The following is a 22,379-nucleotide window of genomic DNA, read 5'->3' as shown; positions in this document are numbered from 1 at the left end:
GCATGCATCCCATCATCCTTGCCATTGAGTCATCCTGTGATGAAACCTCAGCCTCCGTTATCACAAACGGCAAGGTACTTAATAATATTATTGCCACGCAGGCCATTCACCAAAAATATGGTGGAGTGGTGCCTGAGTTAGCCTCGCGTGCCCACCAGCAGAATATTGTGGCGGTAGTCAGCGAAGCCCTCAGTACGGCAGGCATAGATAAAAGCAAATTATCTGCCATAGCCTTTACACGTGGGCCGGGTCTGATAGGTTCGCTTCTGGTGGGAGTGTCGTTTGCTAAAGGAATGGCCCTGGCCCTTAATATTCCGCTAATAGAAATAAACCACATGCAGGCGCATGTGTTGGCGCACTTTATTGACGAGCCCAGACCATCTTTTCCCTTTTTGTGCCTAACCGTAAGTGGTGGCCACACGCAAATTGTCTTAGTTAAAGACTTTTTGGACATGGAAGTAATTGGCGAAACCCAGGATGATGCCGTGGGTGAGGCCTTCGACAAAGCAGCCAAATTGATGGGCTTGCCCTATCCGGGCGGGCCACTTATTGATAAGCATGCACAGTTGGGCGATGCCAAACGTTTTACCTTTACAGAAACGGTAATGCCCAACCTCGATTTTTCTTTCAGTGGCATTAAAACACAGTTCATGTATTTTCTGCGCGATGAGGTGAGGAAGAATGCTGATTTTATTGAGCAGAATTTGAACGATATCTGCGCCAGTCTGCAAGCACATTTAGTAGGAATGTTGCTAAAGCGGGTGGAGCAAGCTGCCAAACAGACTAACATAAAAGAGATAGCCATAGCCGGAGGTGTTTCGGCCAACTCGGGCTTACGCAAAAGTTTGCTTGCTATGGCTGAGCGCAAACAATGGCAGGTGTATATTCCCGCTTTCGAATACTGTACTGATAATGCCGGTATGATTGCCATGGCAGCTCACTATAAGTTTTTAAAAGGCGATTTTGCCGATTTAAGTGTAACACCTTTAGCACGAATGCCCATTTAATGACAATAATTGACAAACAAACTTGCTTTATTTGTGAAAGAGATGTTTAAACCAGGCGATAGAAAAACATTTAAACACCTTGTTACACAGCAAGATGTAGCTGCTTTTCATGGGGAGGTAGTACACCCTGTTTGTGCCACCTTTTCATTGGCAAGGGATATTGAATGGACCACCCGGCAGTTTGTGTTGGAGATGCGTGAAGACGATGAAGAAGGCATTGGCACTTTTTTAAGTATAGAGCATAAAGGGCCAGCTTTTGTGGGTGAAGAAATTATTTTTGAAGCCTGGGTGGATTCAATTGAACGAAATGAACTGATTTGTCATTATCAGGCAAGTGTGGGCGACAGACTGGTGGCCATTGGTAAAACAGGACAAAAAATTTTAAAGAAAGATAAGTTGAACAAGCTCTTACAAAAGCCTGTGTAAAAAATGAGTAAACAAGATCGTTTTTCTAATGATATCAACATCCGCAATAAGCAGGCAGGCTTTCAATACGAGCTGCTTGATAAATATATTGCGGGTATTGTATTAAAAGGTACAGAGATTAAGTCGATACGAGAAGGTAAGGTAAACCTACAAGATGGTTACTGCTACTTGAATAATGGCGAGCTTTTTGCAAAAGGGATCAACATTACAACCTATGCGCAGGGAACGCACTATAACCATGAGGCAGCCCGTGAAAGAAAGTTGTTGCTGAAGAAAATGGAGATTAAAAAACTGGAGGGCAAAGTAGAGGAGAAGGGCCTTACCCTGATACCCACAAGGTTGTTTATTAATGAAAGAGGATATGCCAAGCTAGAAATAGCCTTGGCTAAAGGTAAAAAAGTGCATGACAAACGTGATTCAATAAAAGAACGTGATATTAAACGCGAATTGAGCAGGGTAAAATTTTAGTAAATTGTATAAATTGAAAGAAAGATGGAGAGAAATTACACAATCAAAGAGGTCGCTTAAATGACATTTATCTACTATCCGTCAGACCGCTGAATGACGAAGTAAACAGCGGTAAGACGGATTAATGAAAAACCTGTTTTTATAAATGATAAATAAAAATACTTTGACCACAGCTTTTTAAACTTTCATAAACTGGTCAATTTTTACTTAAACCGTATTGAAGGAATTAATTAATGGATACTATAGATTTTGGTGTTTGTCGTTTAAGTGTAGTAGCGGTGCGAGCAGAAGCTGCTGATAAAGCGGAGCTGGTTACGCAATTGCTTTTTGGAGAACACTACGAAGTAAAACAAGTTTCGGGTGATAAGAAGTGGATTAAAATACAAATAGCTTTTGACGAATACGAAGGCTGGATTGATGCTAAACAACACCATAGCATCAGCAAGGAATATTTTGATTACCTGGGTAGGGCAGAACTTAAAATTGCCACCGACCTTACAACAAGCATTTTATATAATAAAGTGCCGTTGGCCATTGTCATGGGAAGCATCATTCCTATATCCAGTACTGAGCTTTTTAAAATGGAAGAACAATTCGCTTTTAATGGCGAAGCCAAAAACCTGGGTTTGAAAAGAGAGTTTGATTTTCTAAGAACTATAGCTAACCGTTATTTGCACGCACCTTATCTGTGGGGTGGTAAAACACCTTTCGGTATCGACTGCTCAGGCTTAACACAAATGGTGTTTAAAATTTGTGGCTATAAACTGTACAGAGATGCACGCCAGCAGGCAACACAGGGCAAAGCGGTTAAATTGCTTTCCGAGACAAAACCGGGCGACTTGGCATTTTTTAAAAACAATGATGAAGCTATTACCCACGTAGGTATCGTTTATGCCAACAACCAGATCATTCATGCCTCTGGTCGTGTGCGCCTCGATAGCCTGAGTGAGGAGGGCATCATCCACACTGAAAGCGGTCAACTGAGTCACCAACTATCGCATTTCCGAAGAATTTTGAGCTAAGTAGCTTTAAACCAAGTACATTAAGTTTTGTTTGATAAGAGATAGCTACTATCTTTCAGTATGAACAACCGTGTATTGGTGCTTAACAATGATTCCAGCCCACTAATGGTCTGCTCTGTTGAGCGTGCGTTCATATTGGTATACCTCAATAAAAGCGAGATGGTTAAAAGTGCCAATGGCTACAAGCTGCACTCCATCACGCAAACTTTCCCGATGCCATCGGTCATTAGGCTTAATCGTTATGTAAACGCACCCTACAAAGGTGTTAACCTGACGCGTCAGAATATTTTTAAGCGCGATAATTTTGAATGTCAGTATTGTGGCACTAAACGTGACCTCACCATCGATCATGTAATCCCTCGAGCAAAGGGTGGCAAAGACTCCTGGACTAACTTGGTAACAGCCTGCAAACGCTGTAATGCTAAAAAGGGTGACTTCACACCAGAAGAAGCAAATATGATTCTCAAGCACAAACCGATCAGACCTTCCTACGCCATCTTCCTGAAGGATTATGCCAATGGGCATGCTAACGAATGGGAAGAATATCTTTCATAAACCCGTAGCCTACCGTTGTAGGTGTTTTTACTCAAATTCTTGTATTAAGCTCCATTTTTTAGGTTTTTTCGCGCTTACCTGCAAGGCAGGTTCACTGGCTACGCAACTTTATTAGCTGATTTGAGTATATTGAATTAACCAACGGATTGATGGCTTTAATCCGCAGTAAAATTTTTTAACCAAACTGCCGCTTTATGAATACGAATTATCACCTCGGACTCCTACATCTTGTTCACATGCTGATCAATGTTGACGGTCGTATTGATGAACGTGAAATGAAAATGCTGCAAAGCATTAAGCAAGAAGAAAAGATTGATGATGCAATTTTTCAAGGCTTTGCTAAAAGTATATCAACCATAAAGAAGCAGGATATCTATGCAAGAGGTCTTGCATTGCTTAATGGTTGTACCGATGAAGAAAAACTCTGTGTCTTTGCTTACCTTTTTAGATTAGCTGAAGCAGATGCCACTATAGACATGAGCGAAATCAGACTACTTATGTCAGCGATTAAACAAACTAATGTTGATTTCGAAGATGTAGAAATGATCACCAGACTTTCTTCTTCAGATAAACACGCGGCTTAATTTACTTTACCTCGATCTGATTTTTTAGGTACCGGATCGTAGCCGCTTGTACCCCAGGGGTGACAACGTGAAATTCTTTTTGCACCCATTAAAGTCCCTTTTACAACACCCCATTCCTGAATGGCTTCAACTGTGTATTGCGAGCATGTCGGTGTATGCCTGCAATTCGATCCTAACAAAGGCGATAGAGTAGCCTGGTAAACGCGAATGAGAAATATGAAGGGCTTTTTGAGCAAGTGGTTGTTGGTTGTTGGTTGTTCGTTAATGGTTGTTGGTAATTCGTTTTTGGGTATTTTTAATGAATCCTAAAATAAAAGTTCACGTCATTGCAAGGGAGGCACGACTGAAGCAATCTAAGTTTATATACACATTGCTAATCACAATTTAATCTAGCTCACAATTCAGCGATCCTTTGAAGTTTTAATTTTACAACGAACAACGAAGTACGAACAACCAACAACGATTAACGAATCATTCAAGTTCATAACTCATCTCCCCATCCTTGCCATCTTTCAACTGAATACCCGCTGCTTTCAAATCATCTCTGATTTTATCTGATAGGGCATAGTTACGATCGGTTCTCGCTTTCTTACGTAATTCAATCAATACCTTAATGGCACCGTCTAATGCATTGTTGCTTTGAGTGCTTTCTTCCTGCAAGCCCAGCACCTCTTCCATAAATGCGATGTAAGTCTTCTTAAAGTTTTCAAAAAGCTCAGCGCTTACATCACCAGTTTTCCGGTTCCCGGATTTAAAATCATTAATGCGTGACGACATTTCAAACAACACAGCCAATGTTTTGGCGGTGTTAAAATCATCACTCATATTTTTATAACACGCATCAATCAGTCCGCTTAACTCGGTAGATAAAGTCTCGTCAACTTTACCTTCACTGTGTGTTAATGATTTAACAGCACCTAATGCCGTACTCAATCTTCTGTAGGCTTTTTCAGCTGCCTGCAATGCTTCGTTTGAAAAGTCTAAGGTGCTGGAGTAATGCGACTGTAACATAAAGAAACGGGTAGTCATGGCGCCATAACCTTTATCGAGCAAAGGGTGGTTGCCACTGAGTAACTCGGCTGGTAAAAACGAATTGCCCAACGACTTACTCATTTTCTGCCCGTTTACAGTAAGCATGTTAGAATGCAGCCAGTAGTTAACGGGCACTTTTCCGTTGGCACCGGTAGCTTGCGCGATCTCACATTCGTGGTGCGGAAATTTTAAATCCATACCACCGCCATGTATATCAAAAGTTTCGCCCAGGTATTTTGTGCTCATTACAGTACACTCAATGTGCCAACCTGGAAAACCATCACCCCACGGAGATGGCCAGCGCATGATGTGTTCTTCTGATGCTTTCTTCCAAAGAGCAAAATCTACTTTTTCTCGTTTCTCATCCTGGCTGTCCAGATCGCGACCACTCTCCATCAACTCTTCAATGTTACGACCAGACAATATACCGTAGTGGTGTGATTGGTTGTATTTTTTTACATCAAAATATACCGAACCATTTACTTCATATGCCAGACCTAAATCAATTAGTTTTTTGGTGATTTCTATTTGCTCAATAATGTGAGCCGTGGCAGACGGTTCAATGCTTGGTGGTAGTATGTTGAACAAACGCATTACCCCATGAAAATCTTCAGTGTAGCGTTTCACCACCTCCATAGGCTCGAGTTTTTCCAGCCTGGCTTTTTTACCAATCTTGTCTTCACCATCATCTCCATCATCTGTCAGGTGCCCTACATCGGTAATGTTACGCACATAACGCACTTTTAAACCTAAAAATCGGAAGTAGCGAGATACAATATCGAAAGTTAAAAATGTACGGGTGTTACCCAAGTGTACATTGTTATAAACCGTTGGTCCACAAACATACATACCCACATAACCCTCTGTAATGGGTTTAAATAACTCCTTTTTACCACTCAGTGAGTTTGTTAGATTAATAGGATGCTGATCGTAAAGCTTCATAAGTACAAGAGAAGGTGCGAAAATAGCACATTTTGAGTAAACGGAATTTTGGAAACGAAGTTGATTTTTTTGCGAATGATAAGATTTTTAAAGCATAAAGCGTATTTTGGCTTTATCTAAGATTACCCCATGCGTTTTTGTCTAGTCCTTATCCTCTTACTTCCTATATTTTCAGGTAATTCGTTCGCTCAAACACAAGCCTCAGATCAGGATAGCCTTTTACAGGCTTTGCAAAAGGCGCAGGGTAAAAACTTGCTGAGTACACTCTGTGCTTTATGCGATTCTTACCGAGCAATTGATAGAGAAAAAGCCTTAATTTATTGCAGAAAGGCATCGGCATTGGCTAAGCAGCTTAACGATCAAGCTCAACAAATTTCTGTTTTTAAAAATTTGGGGAACATCAAACGTTCTAATGATGAATATGATTCAGCTCTTTATTTTTTTAATGAAGGCCTAGCACTGACTATTACAAACCATGATTCAACAGAACGGGCCAAGGCTCATTTGAATATCGGCATTGTATACGAACGCAAGGGGCAATTGGTCAGCAGCATGGATGCCTACCTCAAATCACTTTCTATTTCTGAAGATATGAAAGATTCGGTGGGGATGGCCAACGCATTTAATAGCATGGCTTTCGTTTATAAAGCTCAAAAAGATAATAAAATGGCGATGTCATACTTCGAAAAGGCACTTGCTATTCGAAAAACGCTTGGTTTAAAGGAGGCAGTAGCTGGTACAATAAACAACATCGGTCTTATCTACCTGAACACAAAAGATTTCCTTAAGGCTCGTGAAAATTTTATAGAGTCGGCAGCAGTTTTGGATACCAATATCCATAAAAGAGAATTTGCCATGATCTACAATAACCTGGGAATTACCTTCGAAAATGTAGGAGATCACAAGCAGGCACATCAATATTATCTCAAATCACTTAAAATCAAACAAGAGAGAAATGATAAAAGCGGGATTGCCTCATCTTACGGTAATATTGGAGCTAACCTTGAGAAAGCCGGGAAATATGGAGAGGCTATTCCATATAGTCAATTGAGCTATAAGCTGGCCAAAGAAATAGGTTCTTTAGAAATGATGGTTACAGCAACGCTTAACTTATCACGTTGTTATAAAAAGCAGGGCAATTTTAAACAGGCAGTTGAGCAATTAGATTATTTAGGTAAGTTGGAAGACTCCCTCTATAGGAAAGATAAGTCTGAACAAATTGCTGAGATGATGGCGAGATATGAGGCTGAAAAGAAAGAGAAGGAGAATGAATTATTGCGATCAGAGAATCTAATAAAAGAGGTTCAGGCCAGGAATAACCTCTATGGATTTTCTATGATGGCCCTGCTTTCTCTTTTTGTAATAATCTTCTCCATTATGTTGTGGAGGAGAAATGAGCGCAAGGCACGTGTTAATAAAGTGCTGACTGATTATGCGGAAAGAATAGAGCATACAAATAAAGAACTCGAAGAGTCTATAAAGGAAAAGAATAATTTGATGAACGTAGTAGCGCACGATTTAAAATCGCCACTCAATAAAGTAAAGGGTTTGCTAGAATTGGTAAAATTGGATGGAGATCTAAATGAGCATCAAAAGGATTATGTAGACAAGATTAACAATGTAGTGGAACAGGGTAGAAGGCTAATTGCTGATTTACTAGCTGCTAATAGTGAACATACTAACAACTTAATTTATGGACAGGTTGATATAACTTTATTGATTCAGAATTTAGCGCGTGAGTACGAAACACAACTGGCTGATAAGCAGATAAACTTACATGTAGTTAATCCGAACAAAAAACTCCTTATTGAATCAGTAAATGACCATTTGCAACGCATAATGGATAATCTAGTTTCAAATGCTATTAAGTTCTCACCCAAAGGAAAAAATATATTTATTGACTGCCGGATGGAACAAGATTACATATTGATTTCTGTTAAAGATGAAGGGCCAGGCTTTACCGAGGAGGATCGTAAAAATCTATTTAAAAAATTTCAACGCTTATCCGCCCAGCCTACAGCAGGAGAGGCATCAACCGGACTTGGACTTACTATTGTTAAGCAATTATGTGATCAGTTACATGCTACTATTGAGCTTATCAGTGAATCAGGCCAGGGCGCTACTTTCAAAGTGTCTATTCCCTTGCTACATAACTAGCAAGAAAAAATGCTTAGAAAGGTTTTAATTAAACAGATTTTGATCATCAATAAAATTGATTCCTTTAATATTTGTTCCACAATGCTTATTGATTTCGGGAATTAAATAGCGACACAGTTCTGGCGAATGTAGTTCTTCATGTTGATGCATAAAAAACCAGATGCGCTGTATACCTTGATCTTTCCATTGTTTCATTCGCTGCACCCAGTCATTAATACGTGTATAGTCTGTTGGATGCAGACCATTGCCAACAAAACGGATAAAAGCTTCTGGCGTACTTAGTCGCATGTGCACACAATCTCTTCTGCCGCTGGCATCGGTGATAATGGCACCTGATTTTTGTTTTTTAAGTACATCGTAAACCTGATCAAATGCCTGCTGATTACTGAACCATTCGGGATGCCTGAATTCTGTAAATAACTCCACTTCTTCTGGGAGTGATTCAATAAAAGCTTGTAATGTATCTAGCGCTTTGGGTCCCATCTGTGGGTGTGGCATTAAAAAGATTGGCCCAAGATTTTCTCCGAACTCATAAATGGCTTCTAAAAACTGATCGGTAATTTCTTTTACATTTTTGAGTCTGCGTAAATGCGTAATCTGATCTACAAACTTAGGGCAAAACTTAAAGTCTTTTCCGACTTTACTTTTCCAGATTTTTATCTGAACAGGTGTGGGCATTCTGTAGAAGGTAGCGTTCAGTTCTATGCAGTTGAAGTGTTTTGCATAGTGCACCAGAAAATCAGCTTCTTTGGTTTTGGGCGGATAGAGTTTACCTACCCAATCTTTTCTGCCCCATTTGGCACAGCCAATATAAATCTGCGTATTCACTTTTTTTGCCTTGGCTAAAATGGCTATCGTGTCAGCATGATCTGGTGGCAATTTAAAATCTATTTTATCAAGATCAGCAGGATCTACTTTACCAAATTCCATACGAACAAAATTGATTGGTAAAGTTAATGTAAATAGAGAAGTAAACAGGGAATATTAGCCCTTAAATAGTTCTATTTTAATCATTGATGTGACTTCAAAAATTCAATATAAGGCCAGCATAAAATGTGCGCAACGAAAACAACTCCTGACTCTTTTCTGTGTAATCGAAATTGTACGTGTAACTTCTTACATTTTGAAAATCAGGAACGTTTCCGGTACTAAGAAAGATAACTGCAGTGCCCTTCTTTCCTAAGAGCAATAGTTTAGTTAAACTCATATCCATTTGATAATAATCTGGTAGTCGTTGCGTATTACCATAACCAGGTTCATAAGCATTTAAATCAGCACGATAGTTTGTTTGGCTGACTGGATCATAGAAACTTCCTTGTCTCCTCATTAAAACAGCAGCAATTGTCCAGGTAGAGAAGAATTTATATTCAACAGTATTTCTGATAATATAATTGATATCGTAACGTGACGAGAGTCTGTTAGATTGGATGGCTTTTTGTGAGGCATCCAGTGATGTAAAAGCTAAGTCAATTCGAATCTTTTGAGGTAATTGGTAGCGACTATAAAACTCTATTCCTTTAACTAAAGTTTGTAATTCATTTCTGCTTCCCGCTTTATAATACAATGATAAACTATTTTCAAATCTGCTGCTTTTGCGAGAAATATCTACCGAATACTGTTTGCTTTCGAAATGTAGTAATTGCGAATAGTCTTCCTGTGAAATAGTTATTTTATTATAATTACCAGCAGAAAGTATGATATTCCAGTACGCTGCGGGTTGATAAGAAACATTGATCTGACTACTTAAATAATCGTTTTGCTTTTTTGCAAAAGCATTTTTTCTGAGACCAGCACCCACTTGCCATTTTTCGCTTACATGATAATTAGCATACACAAAAGCTTCAGGTGTCTGTGCAGTTTGTGATGAGGAAAGACTAAAAGTAGGATGTTCTTCACCCATCGCAAATCCATAAAGCGGTACTGCTCCTGAGAAATTGGTTGATCGATAGTCATACGTTATACCCGTTTTTACTTCTAGTAATTTCCAAGCATACTGATAGGTCAGACTTGAATAATAATCCTGTAATTTAAGTTTGGTGTCGATAATACTTAATTGAAATTTACTAGAAGAAGCATTAACACCATTGTTAAACGATAGTTCTCCGTATTTTAACCGATGACGTAAGTTTGCAATTAGAAGCGTTCTCCATTTTTCCTGGTCGAAATTTCCGTTGAAAGTGGCCTGACGCGTTTCATAGCTGAAAGACTCAGCATTACTGTAACTGAATACTTTTAAGAGCGTTCGCTCACTTAACCGATTCAGATAATGAAGTCCAAGATCAATTGTATTAAATCGCTTTAATCTTTCTAAGGAAGTTGGATTGATAAATTTTATGCCAGCAGAAGGTTGAATGTTTGTAAAGGTAGTCAGGGCTGATTTTTCTGTAAGCTTTCGACTACTTAAGAATCCTATATTGGCTAATGAAAGCGTGATAGAATTTGTGTTCTGCTTTGGTACTTGCTCATCGGTGCTTAAAGCAATCAATCCTGAGGTTGTGTTGCCATATTCTAATGGTGGGTTGCCCGGGTAAACCAACATTTGATTGATAATAGCCGTATTGAAAATACTGAAAGTGCCGATACCGTTTAGCTGTGCATACCGTACGGCATCATTAATAGGTACATTATTCAGAAAAATCCCGGTTTCTGAAGGGTCTGCACCACGTAGACTGATGTTTGCAGATTCATCTAACGTTGTGGCTGCAGGCAAAGTATTTACGGCCAACAACGGATCTGCTTTGGCACCGGGGTTAGTGTAAATGTTTAGTTTAGAAAGTTTAGTGATGGTAAATCCTTCTGCTACCAAGCGCTCAGCTCGTATTGTCATTTCACTAAGATTAGTGGCCAGGGGTGCTAATCTTACCAATGCTGTACAAGTACTATCAACAATTATGGTCTGAGTTTCGTAGCCAATAAAACTTATTTTAATTTGATTGTTAACGTTAGCCACTAAACTAAATACACCATTAATATCTGTTGTTGTTCCTTTTTGATAATCACTCAAATGATATACAGTTGCACCAGGTAGCACAGCTTCTGTCTCAGTATCTAGTACAGAGCCTGTAACATTTGAACATTGTGCATACAGTATTTGAGACGAAAACTGAATCAACAAGAGGAGCAGAAGGATTCTCATTTTTATTGAATGGCTTTGGCTTTTGGTAATAACGACTTCTTTACATAATTGAACTCTGGTTCTACCTGTAAGGCTTTATCGTAAATGACAATTGCTTTTTTAGGTTGTTCATCTTTTATATATGCCTGCCCAAGAAATGCCAAGGCATCCAGGTATTGCCAATTTTCAGGAAGAGATTCCGGTTTTGATTCGTAAAGTTTAACAGAAGTCTCAAAAGCTTTAATTGCTTCTTTAACATCACCACCCCACATTTCAGGTGTGAATAGTTTTGATCCGGCATAGATTTTCCAAACCAGCGCAGAGTTAGGATTTATTTTTTTTGCTTTTTCAATAATACTACTACTCTTAGGACCAAGAAACATACCCTGCATCGGACTATAACTAATCTTTAATCCATAAGCAGAAGATTGTAAAGCGTATGCTTCGGCATGTTTATTATCAATGTCTAATAGTTCATCAAGGTTGTCTATCAATGCATCGTAGTAGTCATCAAATAGTGTTTCATCTTGGGTTCTCATACTTGCGTTTAGCAAACTCCATTGTATAAAAGCCAGCGTATAGCGTTTGCTTGTATTTTTAGGATCAGCTTTAACTGATTCGCGGTGTTTAATTTCAGCCTGCTTTAATTCTGCTTGTGTGCTGGAGGTATTCTGTAGGTAGGCACGGTACAGTAATTTGTTAAGCTCGTATTGTGCGGTTAAGACATTGAAAGAGAACAATAAACTTGTAATTAATATTATAGTTTTCATAATAGTATGTTTTTAACTAAGCGATATTTTAATTTGGTTAACTGCTTTCCAACGTTTTTCTAACACAACAATAGTGATCAGATAAATACTCACAACAACAATGGCACTTGCCAGAAACCGCTGGTCAGGGAAGAGAAAGTATACGGCAACCAATAGAAGTGTTCTGCTGATGGCGTGGAAAAGACCAATCCAATGTTGAATAATCCAAGACACAGGTAACCACATAAGCCCCGCAAGAATGCCAACGGTAAAAGGCAAAGTGGTATAATCAATCATGAAAAATGGAATCGCGATGGCGTATACCAGCAGCGACATGCCTACTGAATAAAAGAAGAGCGTATCAAAAGTGTTTTTAGGTTTATTCTTATCTGTAAAATTTTCGCCTGTGAGTTTGGAAAGCATAATTCCCAGGTAGGCTATGCAGCCTGTTGCAATAAATGTTAACCAAACGAGGCCGGCAGGAATTAAGAATAAACTACCTATACCAATCACCATCCATGCTACCGTTCCGGCAAGGGGCATAGCAAGAAACCGTCTGCGTTTGAATTCTTCGCGTTGTTGATCGAGATTCATATAATTTGAAATTTGAAATTGAACGGAGTCTTAAATTTTGGTAAGATTCATCTCTATAAAATTGTACCACTGTTGTCCATCGCGTGAGTATTCACCGACTTCTTTCCATGTTTTGGTTGAGGGATTGAGGATGATCGTATAACGCGATTTTCCACCTGATGGAATATCAAAACCCCATTCAAACTTATTCTCTTCTAAAATCTTGAAGTATGCATTGGTGCTGAAACCTTCTTTTACATAAGATCTAAATTGAAAGGCTTGTGTGGTAACATCATAGTTAATGTTAGCCAAAGCGTGAAAGGTAATTTTTTCTCCTTCACGACCAATTCCTTCAATATTTAACACAAGACTATCTAGCTTAAATTCGATATGTTCCGTTTGTGCAACTTTAAGTACACCGCTTTGGTCGCGAATGTTGGCTTCTCCTTTCCAGTCGCCCGCCATATAAACAAGCTTTTTCATTTCTTGTTTGCAGCGTGCTGAAACATCAGGTCGTTGTGCAGATACCTGTTGTAAACTTATTACCAACAGGAAGAGTGAGAGTAAATTTTTCATAATTATAAACTGGTTTATTTTATAAACTTGAAACTCAAAAAAATTATTTTTTGATATAATCCTTCAAAGCATTTACATAATCTTCAAATGCCTTCATGCCTTTGCGGTTTATTCTACAGGTAGTTAATGGTTTCTTACCATTGAATGATTTTTCAATCGTAATATATCCGGCTTCCGAAAGTTTATCAAGTTGCACACTCAGGTTGCCTGCTGTTGAATTTGTTTTCTCTTTCAGAAAAGTAAACTCAGCAGATTCGACACTCATTAGTATAGACATAACACCTAATCTTAATTGAGAATGAAGAAGTGGATCAAGTTCTTTCAACATGGTCGCTTATTTTTTACTTCTCAACATATAGCCTGGTAACAGATAACCAAAGATCATGGCAACACCACCAATCAAATACTGATCAAGAGGCGACACAATAAAACATAAGGTTCCGGCTATCCAGAAGGTGATACCGCCAAACAAAAGCGGCTTAAAGCGAATAATAATACCTGACACAAACGTGGCCATGCCAACTGGCATTAACACAAGTGCATTTACACGCCAATCTATAACGGAACCAAATATCCATGAAGGGAGTATGGTAATACCCAACGCAATCCATAACCACATACTTATCTTATCCAAGTGTGTGGTAATTGATCTTGTTTTGTCTTGTCGGCTGGCATAAATCATAGTAATTATCCAGGCTGGTATAGTTAGTGTCCAAATAAATGCTGCATTAGAAGGCGAGTAAAATTTTGCTAAAATGTACATACCAAAATTGCAAAGGGTAATTACCCAACCCCATAATAAAAAGTAGAAGCTGCCGCTACTTACATTTCCTTGTGTTTGCCTGATCATGCTGGCAATAAGGTCGAGGCTTTGCTCCGGACTAAGGTTTTTATTCTCGCTTTCCATAATCGTATTAACGATGTAAACATAAACTGGTTTATATTATAAACCAAATTATTTTTAAAAAGGCTAAATCGTGCTAATTTCGCATATGTTTACAGGAATAATTGAGGCTACAGCAAGGGTTAAGGAGATCAGACAGGAGGGTAGTAACTATCATTTTTTAATGGAAAGCGCTATTAGCCATGAATTAAAGGTGGATCAAAGTGTTTCGCATAATGGGGTCTGTCTTACAGTTACAGCCCTTGAAACCAATAGCCATTGGGTTACTGCCATTGACGAAACCTTAAAAAAAACTAACCTGGGCCAGCTTATTCAGCATGACATCGTTAATCTGGAAAGATGCATGGTAGCCAATGGTCGCTTTGACGGGCACATCGTACAAGGACACGTAGACCAGGTGGCTGTTTGTAAAAGCGTACAGGATGAAAATGGCAGTTGGCTTTTTGATTTTGAATACGATGCTGCTGATGGTAATGTAACTGTAGAGAAAGGCTCGATTTGTATTAATGGTGTTAGCTTGACTTGTTTTAATTCTTCAGCAAGGAGTTTTCGTGTGGCCATTATACCTTACACTTACGAAAATACCACTTTTAAACATTTAAGGCCCGGACATGTTGTTAACTTAGAATTTGATATAATTGGTAAATATGTGAAGAGGCTTTTGGGTAAATGAGCCATAGACTCTGCATACTTCAAAAAATAAGAAATCTTATGATGAGCATTAAATTTCTTCCGTTGCTGTTAATGATATGCATTTCTTTATCAGCCTGCTCTGATGAACCTAATGATGCTGTTGTAGAACCTGTTCAAAAGGATTTGATTAAAGCAGCGGATGTTTCTTTCTTACCAGAGATAAGAGAAGAGGGGACTATTTTTTATAATGCTCAAAACTTACCTGCAGATGTGCTGGACATTCTTAAAGAATCAGGCTGTAATACATTGCGTTTACGTGTGTGGCATACTCCTGCCGATGGAAGATCTTCATTAGAGGAGGTGGCAGCGTTCGCATCAGAAGCTAAAGCAAAGGGATTTAAAATCTGGATCACACTTCACTACTCAGATACTTGGGCTGATCCAGGTAGTCAGACTAAACCACAAGCCTGGCAAAGTGCCAACCTTCAAGGTCTATCTGATAGCGTTTACAATTACACTAAAAAAGTCATGCAACGTTTATCACCCGAGTACATACAAATAGGTAATGAGATAAACGGTGGTTTGATTTGGCCTGAGGGAGCAGAGGCGAACAGCGCTAACTTTATTACTTTTTTAAAGCGTGGTGTAGAAGCCGTAAGAGATGTATCGTCAACAACTAAGATAATGATGCACTATGCCGGTGTTGATGCTGATTGGTTTTATGCAATCCTCAAAAACCAACAAGTAGATTACGATATCATTGCCTTGTCTTACTATCCACGTTGGCATTCTAAAAATTTGATTGAGGTGGAAAGTGCAATCGCGAGAATAAGTCGCACAAATGAGAAGGATATTGTACTTGCTGAAACAGCGTATCCTTTTACACTGCAATGGAATGACTGGACTAATAATCTTATTGGAGAGCCTGGCCATTTGGTAACTGGTTACCCAGCAAGTCCGGAAGGGCAGAAGGCCTTTATGTTGAAAGTGAAGTCGATGATAATAAAAACGGATAGAGCTATTGGCTTTGCTTATTGGGCACCTGAATGGGTGGCTTATCGTGGCGATGAGGCTAGCAACGGTTCAGCTTGGGAAAACATGGCGTTATTCAATTTTGATAACAAAGTTCTTCCAGCCATAGATGTATTCAAGGACTGATTAATCCTTTATCCTTTTTTAGCCATACTTTCCCGAATCATTTCTGAATAACCCAGTTCGCGACTAAGTGCGCTAATAGCCATAGTAATGCGCTTCACTTTTGTTTCTTCTGTTTTAGCACTGGATATCCATTTGCTAAAGTACTTTTGATGCGAAGCTGTAATACTTTTGAAATACTGAATTGCCTTTGGTTCGTCTTCCAGGCAAGCCATGAAATCTTCATCAAATTTAAAATCGGTTTTATCTACGCTGAGCGAAACCAATAGTTGAGCACCTTCTTTTTTACCTATGGCTTTTCTGATATCAGCGTTTATAGGAATGATGAAATTTCCTTTGCCTACTGGAATTAAGGCGACTTGTTTAATAGTGTGCTTATCTAATTTTCCTTTAACCCGGAAAGATTTTTTATTGTTTGGTACTAATTGTTCGGCCACATCCGCGGGCACATCAATATAAGTCCATCCGGTTTTTTCTCCGTTCTTTTCATATTTCAGTATGGTGGTTTTGTATTCAACCATGTTTACTTTATAAACTTGCTATTACGCAGCTTGAATTTTATTAAAGCGCTTGTCTAAATAAGCTTGTACTTTAAACCCTGTCCAGCCACAAAGAATGCCGATAGTACCTCCGACCAATATATCACCTGGATAATGCACACCAAGATAAATTCTAGTATACGTCATAACCAATGCCCAAACGAAGAGGTAGATTATCCACTTATACCTTTTTCTCAATAATAGAAAGAAGAATGTAGCTGTACCAAAAGTATTGGCGGCATGGCCAGAGGCAAACCCAAATTTGCCACCTTTATAATTATTTACAATGTGCAATATACCTTCCAGACTTGGCTCTCTCGATGGTCGGAGTCTTTCAAAATATGGTTTCATCAAACCACTTGTAATCTGATCAGCTAATAAGATAGTGAGTGCAATACCAATAAGTGGTATCCAGCTTTGCTTTTTGTATTTGATAATGATTAAGTAAAGCAAAAAAAGATAAAGTGGTAACCAAAAAAAAGTTTTGGTAATCCAAAACATAATTGGATCAAGCCATGGAGTATGCAGGCTGTTTAAAAAAATTAGCAGATCGCGATCAAGTTCTTTTAGGGTCTCCATACTATTTTTTCTGACTAAGCTCTAATTCATTTGATTCACGCATCCAATTGGTTGCCTCATCCATACTTTCAAACATACGATACTCCGCACCTTGCTTTTCAAGCGAGCTATTAATCCCCTCCAGATATTTCCTTATAAGTTCATGGTTAACATCGGGTTTTACACTGGCTATTCTACGCAGACCAAATTGTATTGCTTCAGGAATTACTCCTTTAAACATCCATTGCTGGTCTTCTTCTGTAATTGTTCCCTGCTCTGAAATATCAGCAATGTAGTTGGGTGTATTAAAGGCTTTAACAAACCCCAGGCTTTTCACAAACACATCTCTGTACTGTTCGCTTGTAATTGGTCCCTTCCAGATTATGCCTGTAGCATTAATACTGGCATCAAAAAATATTTTAGCGTGGGGTTCATCAAATAGTAATTGTCTTTCAATGTTCTCTGGTTTGCGCAGATAAATGGTAAACTGTGTAAAACGATTAAGTTCACTAGCTACTTCTATATAACCGCCTAATGCTTCGCATTGCAATTTCACCAGATACAACCCTATCCCTTTACCTTCAGTATGGTAATGAAATCTTTTGTATAGTTTAAAAAGACTATCCTGATGTTTTTCAAGATCTATACCTAGTCCGTTATCCTCTACACTTAATATATAATAGTCATTATTTTGAGATGCTTTAACGTTAATTAATGCCTTTCGCTCTGGGGCTCTATACTTAAGTGCATTACTGATTAAGTTGTATAAAATACTATGAACCATCGGACGCACCGAGTAAACATGGGGGCAGGAATCAATTGAAATGTCCATGATAATTTGATCAGGATTCAATTCTTTTTTCAGTACATTTTGAATGATAAGCAATTCATCTTCCAGGGAAATTTGTTGCCGGATCTTAAAAATGTCATTTCGTATGTCTATAATTTTATTGAGATCTTTTACAATACCATCAAGACGTTGTGCAGAGTCGAGAATATGATTAGCAATGGTCAGGTTTTCTCCGTCTAATATTTTTTTATCAAAAAGACTCACTAATCCTAATAAGCTGGCCAAAGGGCCACGAAGGTTATGTGAAATTGTATAAGAGAATTGTCTTAACTCATTATTGTATTTTATTAATTCTGCATTGGCTTCTGATAAGTCCTGATTTTTTTCGACCAGTTCAGATTGTAAATCTTTATTGTGACTGGATAGTAGTTCTTTTTGTTCTTCAATAACACGATTAGCGGCTAGTAACTTCTCCTGATTGAAGGCAAGTTTTTCACTTTGCGCCAATAATTCCTGATGCTGCGCCTCTATTTCATTGTTCTTGAAAATAAGTATTTCATTGCTTTTTTGTACTTCATCTAGCAAACGTAGATTTTTGCGATCTCCACGTTCCAGATTTATTTTTAAAAAGAGCACAGAACCCAGCAACACAAAATAAGTAACACCAATTACCACATTTGCAAAATTATAGGTTTGCAAATCAATTCCTTTAACAGGATAACCCACTCCAAAAGCAGCATGTATAAAATCATGAGAAATTAACAAAGTAAAATTGAGTAGCAGACACACAATCAGATTAGCTTTTTCTCTCGTTGAAAAAAGGACAGCGGGTAAAATAGAGGCTCCTAATATGATAAAACGGAAAGTAAAATAGTCAAGATCAATTTGCTGATCGTAATAAAGACTCTTCGAATAGATAGAAAGCGACATTGTAGCAAATGGAACAAATAAGCTGGTACCTATTCTGCTTATTGTGTTATAATGGAAAGCATTCAGTAAAATGAAGAAAACGCTCAATCCGCTAATGGCTGGGATGATGTAGCGTATAATATTTGGAGGGTAATAGATCCAGTAAAAAAAACTTAGGAATAAACCCAAACCAAATAAGATTAGGTTGATTTGATTGCAAAGTAAAATTCCTCTTCGTTCAGAAGCAGATATACCGTTTTTTATTCCGGTATTGGCTATAGTTTGGAGGAAGGAGAACAATTTTACTAATGGTTAGGGTTATCGCAATATCAAAAATAGTTAATTTATGATGCTCTTTTGGCATATTTGCGCCATGTTATTTCAACAAACTCCTCATTCTTTATTTATGGTCAGGCCAGCCAACTTTGGCTTCAATGAGCAAACTGCTGCGACCAATTCTTTTCAACGGTCAACAGAAGACGATCAGGCTATAGTACATCGCACAGCGCTTAGGGAGTTTGATGATATGGTGGATTTATTAAAAGACAACCTCATTGACCTTGTTGTTTTCGAAGACACCAAAGATCCGATAAAGCCCGATGCCATTTTTCCTAATAACTGGATGAGTGTGCATGAAGATGGCAAGCTGCTTTTGTATCCCATGTTTGCTCAAAACAGGAGACAAGAAAGAAGACCTGAGTTTGTACAGATGCTAAGGGATAAATTTTCTATTAAAGATATTATTGATTTTTCTGCTGAAGAAAGAAATAAAAAGGTGGTAGAAGGTACAGGTAGTTTGGTCTTCGATCATATTAATAAAATCGCTTACGCTTCCCGGTCTGAAAGAACTGACGAAAACCTAGCCCAGGAAATTGCTCAACGCCTTGGCTATTCCTTAATTCTTTTCGATGCTGTAGACCAACACGGTAAGTCCATTTATCACACAAATGTACTTATGTGCGTAGGAGAAAAATTTGTTGTCCTTTGTCTGGATGCAATAACAAAAGATGAGGATCAGGAATTAGTGCTTAATTCTTTCGCAAATACCGGACATAAAGTAGTAGCCATCAGCTATGCTCAAATGGCATCTTTTGCTGGAAATATGCTGGAAGTTAAAAATAGAAAGGGAGAACCTTTCGTACTACTTTCCCTACAAGCCTTTAATTCACTTATTCCGGGGCAAATTGATGCAATTACGCAGTTTGCCGATTTATTGCCTATTAATATTCAAACCATTGAAACACATGGTGGAGGAAGCGTTCGGTGCATGGTGGGTGGAATACACGCACCAAAAAAGTGATCGAAAAACCTTTCCGTCCTTAATGGCTATTCGTACCTTAGGGCTGAAACGTCTAAGGTTTTAGTCTATGGAAAAATTTGACCTGGTTGTGATAGGTGCCGGCCCCTCAGGCTACGCTGCAGCTATGAGGGCTCTCGATTTTAAGAAAAAGGTCTTGCTGATTGAAAAAAACAGGGTAGGTGGCGCAGGAGTCACTAATGGTGCTCTTTCGTCTAAAACCTGGTGGGAGCTGTCTCGAGAAACAGCATCATTCCGCAAGAACTTAAAGCGTTTTAACCTTCAGGTTCCCAGCATTAATTATAAAGAAATTCAGGAAGAAGTGCAGCGCGCAGTTGAAGAACGCAAGTCTATGTTAGATGAACACATGGATATGCTGCGCAACATGAATGGCCGTACCTTACTTTCCTTCAAAGAAGGTAGTGCCAGACTAATCAGTCAGCATGAAATTGAAATTACACGTGGGCATGTTAAGGAGGTTGTTTACGCAGAATACATCATATTGGCCACTGGTAGCAGACCACGTTATTTACCAGAATTACCCATTGATGAAAAAATTGTATTGACTAGTGAAGGCATTGAAAAACTAAATGATTTTCCTGAAAGTATGGTAATTGTTGGTGCCGGTGTTATTGGCTGCGAGTACGCAACAATTTTCTCTGGCTTTGGTAAAACTAAAGTTCACCTCATAGATAAGGGCGACAGAATACTTCCATTTGAAGACGATGATGTAGTAAAGGTGATTGAAAGAAATATGGAGAACAGCGGTGTATTAATTCACCGTAATTCCAGACTTGTGCGCATGGAAATTAAGCATGGTCGTGTAGAGTATGAGTTAGAGTATAACGATAGTAGTAAAGAAGTATTTAATGTAGAAAAGGCATTGGTATCAGTGGGACGTGTGCCTAACCTGGAAGATTTGTGGGATGATAAAGTAGGCATCAATATCAGCAAGCGCGGCATTGAAGATAATGATACACAAACTAATATCAGCAATATTTTTGCGGTAGGCGATTTAACAGCCGACATATCATTGGTGAATGTGGGAGAACTGGAAGGGCGCTATGCCGTAGAGAGAATCTTTGGTAAGCCCGACCGCAAACTTGTTTACGAGAACATTAGTACCATAATGTTTCTGAGTCCTGAAGTAGCGGGGGTAGGACTTAACGAAGTGCAGGCACGCGAGAAACATATTGATTACAAAGTAGTAACCCTTGATTATAGTTGTATTCCCAGGGCTATTGCTAAGCGAAATACCCAAGGGTTTATTAAACTTTTAGTAACCAATGACGAGCACATGAAGATACTCGGCATGAAGGTTGTTGGTAATCATGCATCCAGTGCCATACAGGCGGTGGCTTTGTTGATTTCGATGGACAAGGGAATTGAAGAGTTGGCAGAATGTGTGCACCCACACCCATCGATAACTGAAGGGATACAAGAATGTGTACGAATGTTATTAGGTAATTCAACTTTTAAACCTAGTGCCCTGCGTAGCCGTTTATCCTGTAGAACGAGTATTAAGGGGGAGTATGCGGATATTGATTTTTAAGTTGATTTGCTGATGTGCTGATTCGTTGATGTGATAATTCGATGATTGATTTGATAATTTGAAGATTTGAAAATGAGTGTACGTCATTGCGAGGAATGAAGGGTTGGTTGTGCGTTGGGGTGAGGAAGCAATCTGATTTGTTTATGTGCTGATGTTCTGATGTGGTAATTTGATGATTTATTTAAGCATTTTGGCAACCTGATTCATTGATTTAAAGTTTAATTCATAAGTATATGCGACATACCCTCGTCTTCCTGGCACTGATCATAAGCACAAGCGTTTTAGCACAACGCACAGGATCAAAGCGCTTCCAACACGAGCAGGTAAGCTTTGAAGACATGATTCATCGCTACCTACACCGCGATGGCACTGCTGCACAACCAGTGGAAGGTATTTATTCAGTATCCTGCATTATCACCAAAAGCAAAAGACACTGGCTTACTGGAAAGCAGATTTCCCGCACAGTAGAACAAAAAGACAACTACGCCAGAGTCGCCATTATTAAAGAAACTATGGACAATAAACGCGATTTTATGGAAGTCTCCATGAGTAACCGCGATGCCAGTAAGTATCCAGTAGTAGGGGAGTTGTCTGAATTTGCTGATGGTGCAGGCTTTAAATACATACACAGAGAACCAGATGGAAGTATTTTTACTTTTTCCATGCTGATGACGCATGCAGATTTACTCGAAGGCCAGTTTGTAGTTACTAAACGCAAACAATTAATCACAACGCGTTTATCCTATTTTAAACTATTTCCAAAAGTGGAGACTGATTCTTTTGTTCGTCAACGTTAAATCCATATTAATTTCTTAATCTACATCAAGCAAGGTTAA

The 22,379-nt window shown here is 38.7% G+C and carries 24 protein-coding genes; 12 read left to right on the top strand and 12 right to left on the bottom strand.

The annotated features are described in order from the left end of the window. The first annotated feature begins 2 nt into the window (after window positions 1-2). The 6 genes from tsaD to SanaruYs_RS04405 all read left to right on the top strand — a co-directional run bounded on the left by tsaD (window position 3) and on the right by SanaruYs_RS04405 (window position 4,062). Window positions 3-1,007 (top strand): tRNA (adenosine(37)-N6)-threonylcarbamoyltransferase complex transferase subunit TsaD, encoded by a 1,005-nt coding sequence (gene tsaD, locus SanaruYs_RS04430; protein ID WP_127121276.1) that lies wholly within the window; start codon window positions 3-5, stop codon window positions 1,005-1,007. Between the two features lie 42 nt (window positions 1,008-1,049). Next, window positions 1,050-1,433 carry a thioesterase family protein gene (locus tag SanaruYs_RS04425; RefSeq protein ID WP_246011841.1) on the top strand — a complete coding sequence of 128 codons (384 nt, stop codon included), beginning with the start codon at window positions 1,050-1,052 and terminating at the stop codon, window positions 1,431-1,433. Window positions 1,434-1,436: 3 nt separating this feature from the next. Continuing rightward, complete coding sequence (gene smpB / locus SanaruYs_RS04420; protein WP_127121274.1) at window positions 1,437-1,901, top strand: SsrA-binding protein SmpB; 465 nt, start codon at window positions 1,437-1,439, stop codon at window positions 1,899-1,901. Window positions 1,902-2,134: 233 nt separating this feature from the next. Next, window positions 2,135-2,923, top strand: coding sequence for a C40 family peptidase (locus SanaruYs_RS04415; RefSeq protein WP_127121273.1), 789 nt, complete (start codon window positions 2,135-2,137; stop codon window positions 2,921-2,923). 60 nt (window positions 2,924-2,983) lie between these two features. Further along, window positions 2,984-3,478 carry an HNH endonuclease gene (locus SanaruYs_RS04410; RefSeq protein WP_127121272.1) on the top strand — a complete coding sequence of 165 codons (495 nt, stop codon included), beginning with the start codon at window positions 2,984-2,986 and terminating at the stop codon, window positions 3,476-3,478. A gap of 194 nt (window positions 3,479-3,672) precedes the next feature. After that, the gene (locus SanaruYs_RS04405) at window positions 3,673-4,062 is read left to right on the top strand and encodes a tellurite resistance TerB family protein (RefSeq protein WP_127121271.1); all 390 of its coding nucleotides are present in this window, start codon (window positions 3,673-3,675) and stop codon (window positions 4,060-4,062) included. Here SanaruYs_RS04405 and yidD read toward each other — a convergent pair. Together yidD and cysS are read right to left on the bottom strand one after the other, a co-directional pair. Then, complete coding sequence (gene yidD, locus SanaruYs_RS04400; RefSeq protein ID WP_218022359.1) at window positions 4,059-4,298, bottom strand: membrane protein insertion efficiency factor YidD; 240 nt, start codon at window positions 4,296-4,298, stop codon at window positions 4,059-4,061. The genes SanaruYs_RS04405 and yidD overlap by 4 nt on opposite strands. Window positions 4,299-4,533: 235 nt before the next feature. Further along, complete coding sequence (gene cysS / locus SanaruYs_RS04395; protein WP_127121269.1) at window positions 4,534-6,036, bottom strand: cysteine--tRNA ligase; 1,503 nt, start codon at window positions 6,034-6,036, stop codon at window positions 4,534-4,536. 129 nt (window positions 6,037-6,165) lie between these two features. Between cysS and SanaruYs_RS04390 the strand changes: the two genes are divergently transcribed. After that, entirely contained in the window at window positions 6,166-8,193 is a 2,028-nt protein-coding gene (locus tag SanaruYs_RS04390; RefSeq protein WP_127121268.1) for a tetratricopeptide repeat-containing sensor histidine kinase, read from the top strand. A 24-nt stretch (window positions 8,194-8,217) separates the two neighbouring features. On the opposite strand, the gene SanaruYs_RS04385 is transcribed toward SanaruYs_RS04390, so the two are convergent. The 7 genes from SanaruYs_RS04385 to SanaruYs_RS04355 all read right to left on the bottom strand — a co-directional run bounded on the left by SanaruYs_RS04385 (window position 8,218) and on the right by SanaruYs_RS04355 (window position 14,113). Continuing rightward, complete coding sequence (locus SanaruYs_RS04385) at window positions 8,218-9,123, bottom strand: DUF72 domain-containing protein (RefSeq protein WP_127121267.1); 906 nt, start codon at window positions 9,121-9,123, stop codon at window positions 8,218-8,220. A 94-nt stretch (window positions 9,124-9,217) separates the two neighbouring features. Further along, window positions 9,218-11,329, bottom strand: a complete 2,112-nt coding sequence (locus tag SanaruYs_RS04380; protein WP_127121266.1) for a carboxypeptidase-like regulatory domain-containing protein — start codon at window positions 11,327-11,329, stop codon at window positions 9,218-9,220. Between the two features lie 2 nt (window positions 11,330-11,331). Next, entirely contained in the window at window positions 11,332-12,078 is a 747-nt protein-coding gene (locus SanaruYs_RS04375; RefSeq protein ID WP_127121265.1) for a tetratricopeptide repeat protein, read from the bottom strand. A 12-nt stretch (window positions 12,079-12,090) separates the two neighbouring features. Continuing rightward, entirely contained in the window at window positions 12,091-12,651 is a 561-nt protein-coding gene (locus tag SanaruYs_RS04370) for a DUF7010 family protein (protein WP_127121264.1), read from the bottom strand. A gap of 30 nt (window positions 12,652-12,681) precedes the next feature. Next, window positions 12,682-13,206, bottom strand: coding sequence for a hypothetical protein (locus SanaruYs_RS04365; protein WP_127121263.1), 525 nt, complete (start codon window positions 13,204-13,206; stop codon window positions 12,682-12,684). A 43-nt stretch (window positions 13,207-13,249) separates the two neighbouring features. Further along, window positions 13,250-13,534: a winged helix-turn-helix domain-containing protein gene (locus SanaruYs_RS04360; protein ID WP_127121262.1), complete on the bottom strand. Its 285-nt coding sequence runs from the start codon at window positions 13,532-13,534 to the stop codon at window positions 13,250-13,252. 6 nt (window positions 13,535-13,540) lie between these two features. Next, entirely contained in the window at window positions 13,541-14,113 is a 573-nt protein-coding gene (locus SanaruYs_RS04355) for a hypothetical protein (protein WP_127121261.1), read from the bottom strand. A gap of 85 nt (window positions 14,114-14,198) precedes the next feature. On the opposite strand from SanaruYs_RS04355, the gene SanaruYs_RS04350 reads away from it, so the two are divergent. Together SanaruYs_RS04350 and SanaruYs_RS04345 are read left to right on the top strand one after the other, a co-directional pair. Beyond that, complete coding sequence (locus SanaruYs_RS04350) at window positions 14,199-14,783, top strand: riboflavin synthase (protein WP_127121260.1); 585 nt, start codon at window positions 14,199-14,201, stop codon at window positions 14,781-14,783. A gap of 38 nt (window positions 14,784-14,821) precedes the next feature. After that, on the top strand, window positions 14,822-15,901 hold the full coding sequence (locus SanaruYs_RS04345) for a glycoside hydrolase family 53 protein (RefSeq protein ID WP_160118580.1): 1,080 nt from the start codon (window positions 14,822-14,824) through the stop codon (window positions 15,899-15,901). Between the two features lie 8 nt (window positions 15,902-15,909). Here SanaruYs_RS04345 and SanaruYs_RS04340 read toward each other — a convergent pair whose 3' ends face one another. The 3 genes from SanaruYs_RS04340 to SanaruYs_RS04330 are packed head-to-tail and all read right to left on the bottom strand — an operon-like array spanning window position 15,910 to window position 18,994. Continuing rightward, entirely contained in the window at window positions 15,910-16,419 is a 510-nt protein-coding gene (locus SanaruYs_RS04340) for a YdeI/OmpD-associated family protein (protein WP_127121258.1), read from the bottom strand. A gap of 21 nt (window positions 16,420-16,440) precedes the next feature. Next, a complete protein-coding gene (locus tag SanaruYs_RS04335; protein ID WP_127121257.1) occupies window positions 16,441-17,016 on the bottom strand; it encodes a phosphatase PAP2 family protein in 576 nt (191 codons plus the stop codon). Window position 17,017: 1 nt separating this feature from the next. After that, window positions 17,018-18,994, bottom strand: a complete 1,977-nt coding sequence (locus SanaruYs_RS04330; protein WP_127121256.1) for a sensor histidine kinase — start codon at window positions 18,992-18,994, stop codon at window positions 17,018-17,020. A 46-nt stretch (window positions 18,995-19,040) separates the two neighbouring features. On the opposite strand from SanaruYs_RS04330, the gene ctlX reads away from it, so the two are divergent. From ctlX to SanaruYs_RS04315, 3 genes are all read left to right on the top strand, one after another. After that, the gene (ctlX, locus tag SanaruYs_RS04325) at window positions 19,041-19,994 is read left to right on the top strand and encodes a citrulline utilization hydrolase CtlX (protein WP_127121255.1); all 954 of its coding nucleotides are present in this window, start codon (window positions 19,041-19,043) and stop codon (window positions 19,992-19,994) included. A 67-nt stretch (window positions 19,995-20,061) separates the two neighbouring features. Beyond that, complete coding sequence (locus SanaruYs_RS04320; protein ID WP_127121254.1) at window positions 20,062-21,543, top strand: dihydrolipoyl dehydrogenase family protein; 1,482 nt, start codon at window positions 20,062-20,064, stop codon at window positions 21,541-21,543. Between the two features lie 233 nt (window positions 21,544-21,776). After that, window positions 21,777-22,340 carry a hypothetical protein gene (locus SanaruYs_RS04315; RefSeq protein ID WP_127121253.1) on the top strand — a complete coding sequence of 188 codons (564 nt, stop codon included), beginning with the start codon at window positions 21,777-21,779 and terminating at the stop codon, window positions 22,338-22,340. Window positions 22,341-22,379: the final 39 nt, after the last annotated feature.

The organism is Chryseotalea sanaruensis, from assembly GCF_003990915.1.
Lineage (GTDB): Bacteria > Bacteroidota > Bacteroidia > Cytophagales > Cyclobacteriaceae > Chryseotalea > Chryseotalea sanaruensis.
The sequence above is the reverse complement of the archived record's forward strand: the minus strand, read 5'-3'. Positions and strand labels throughout refer to the sequence as shown.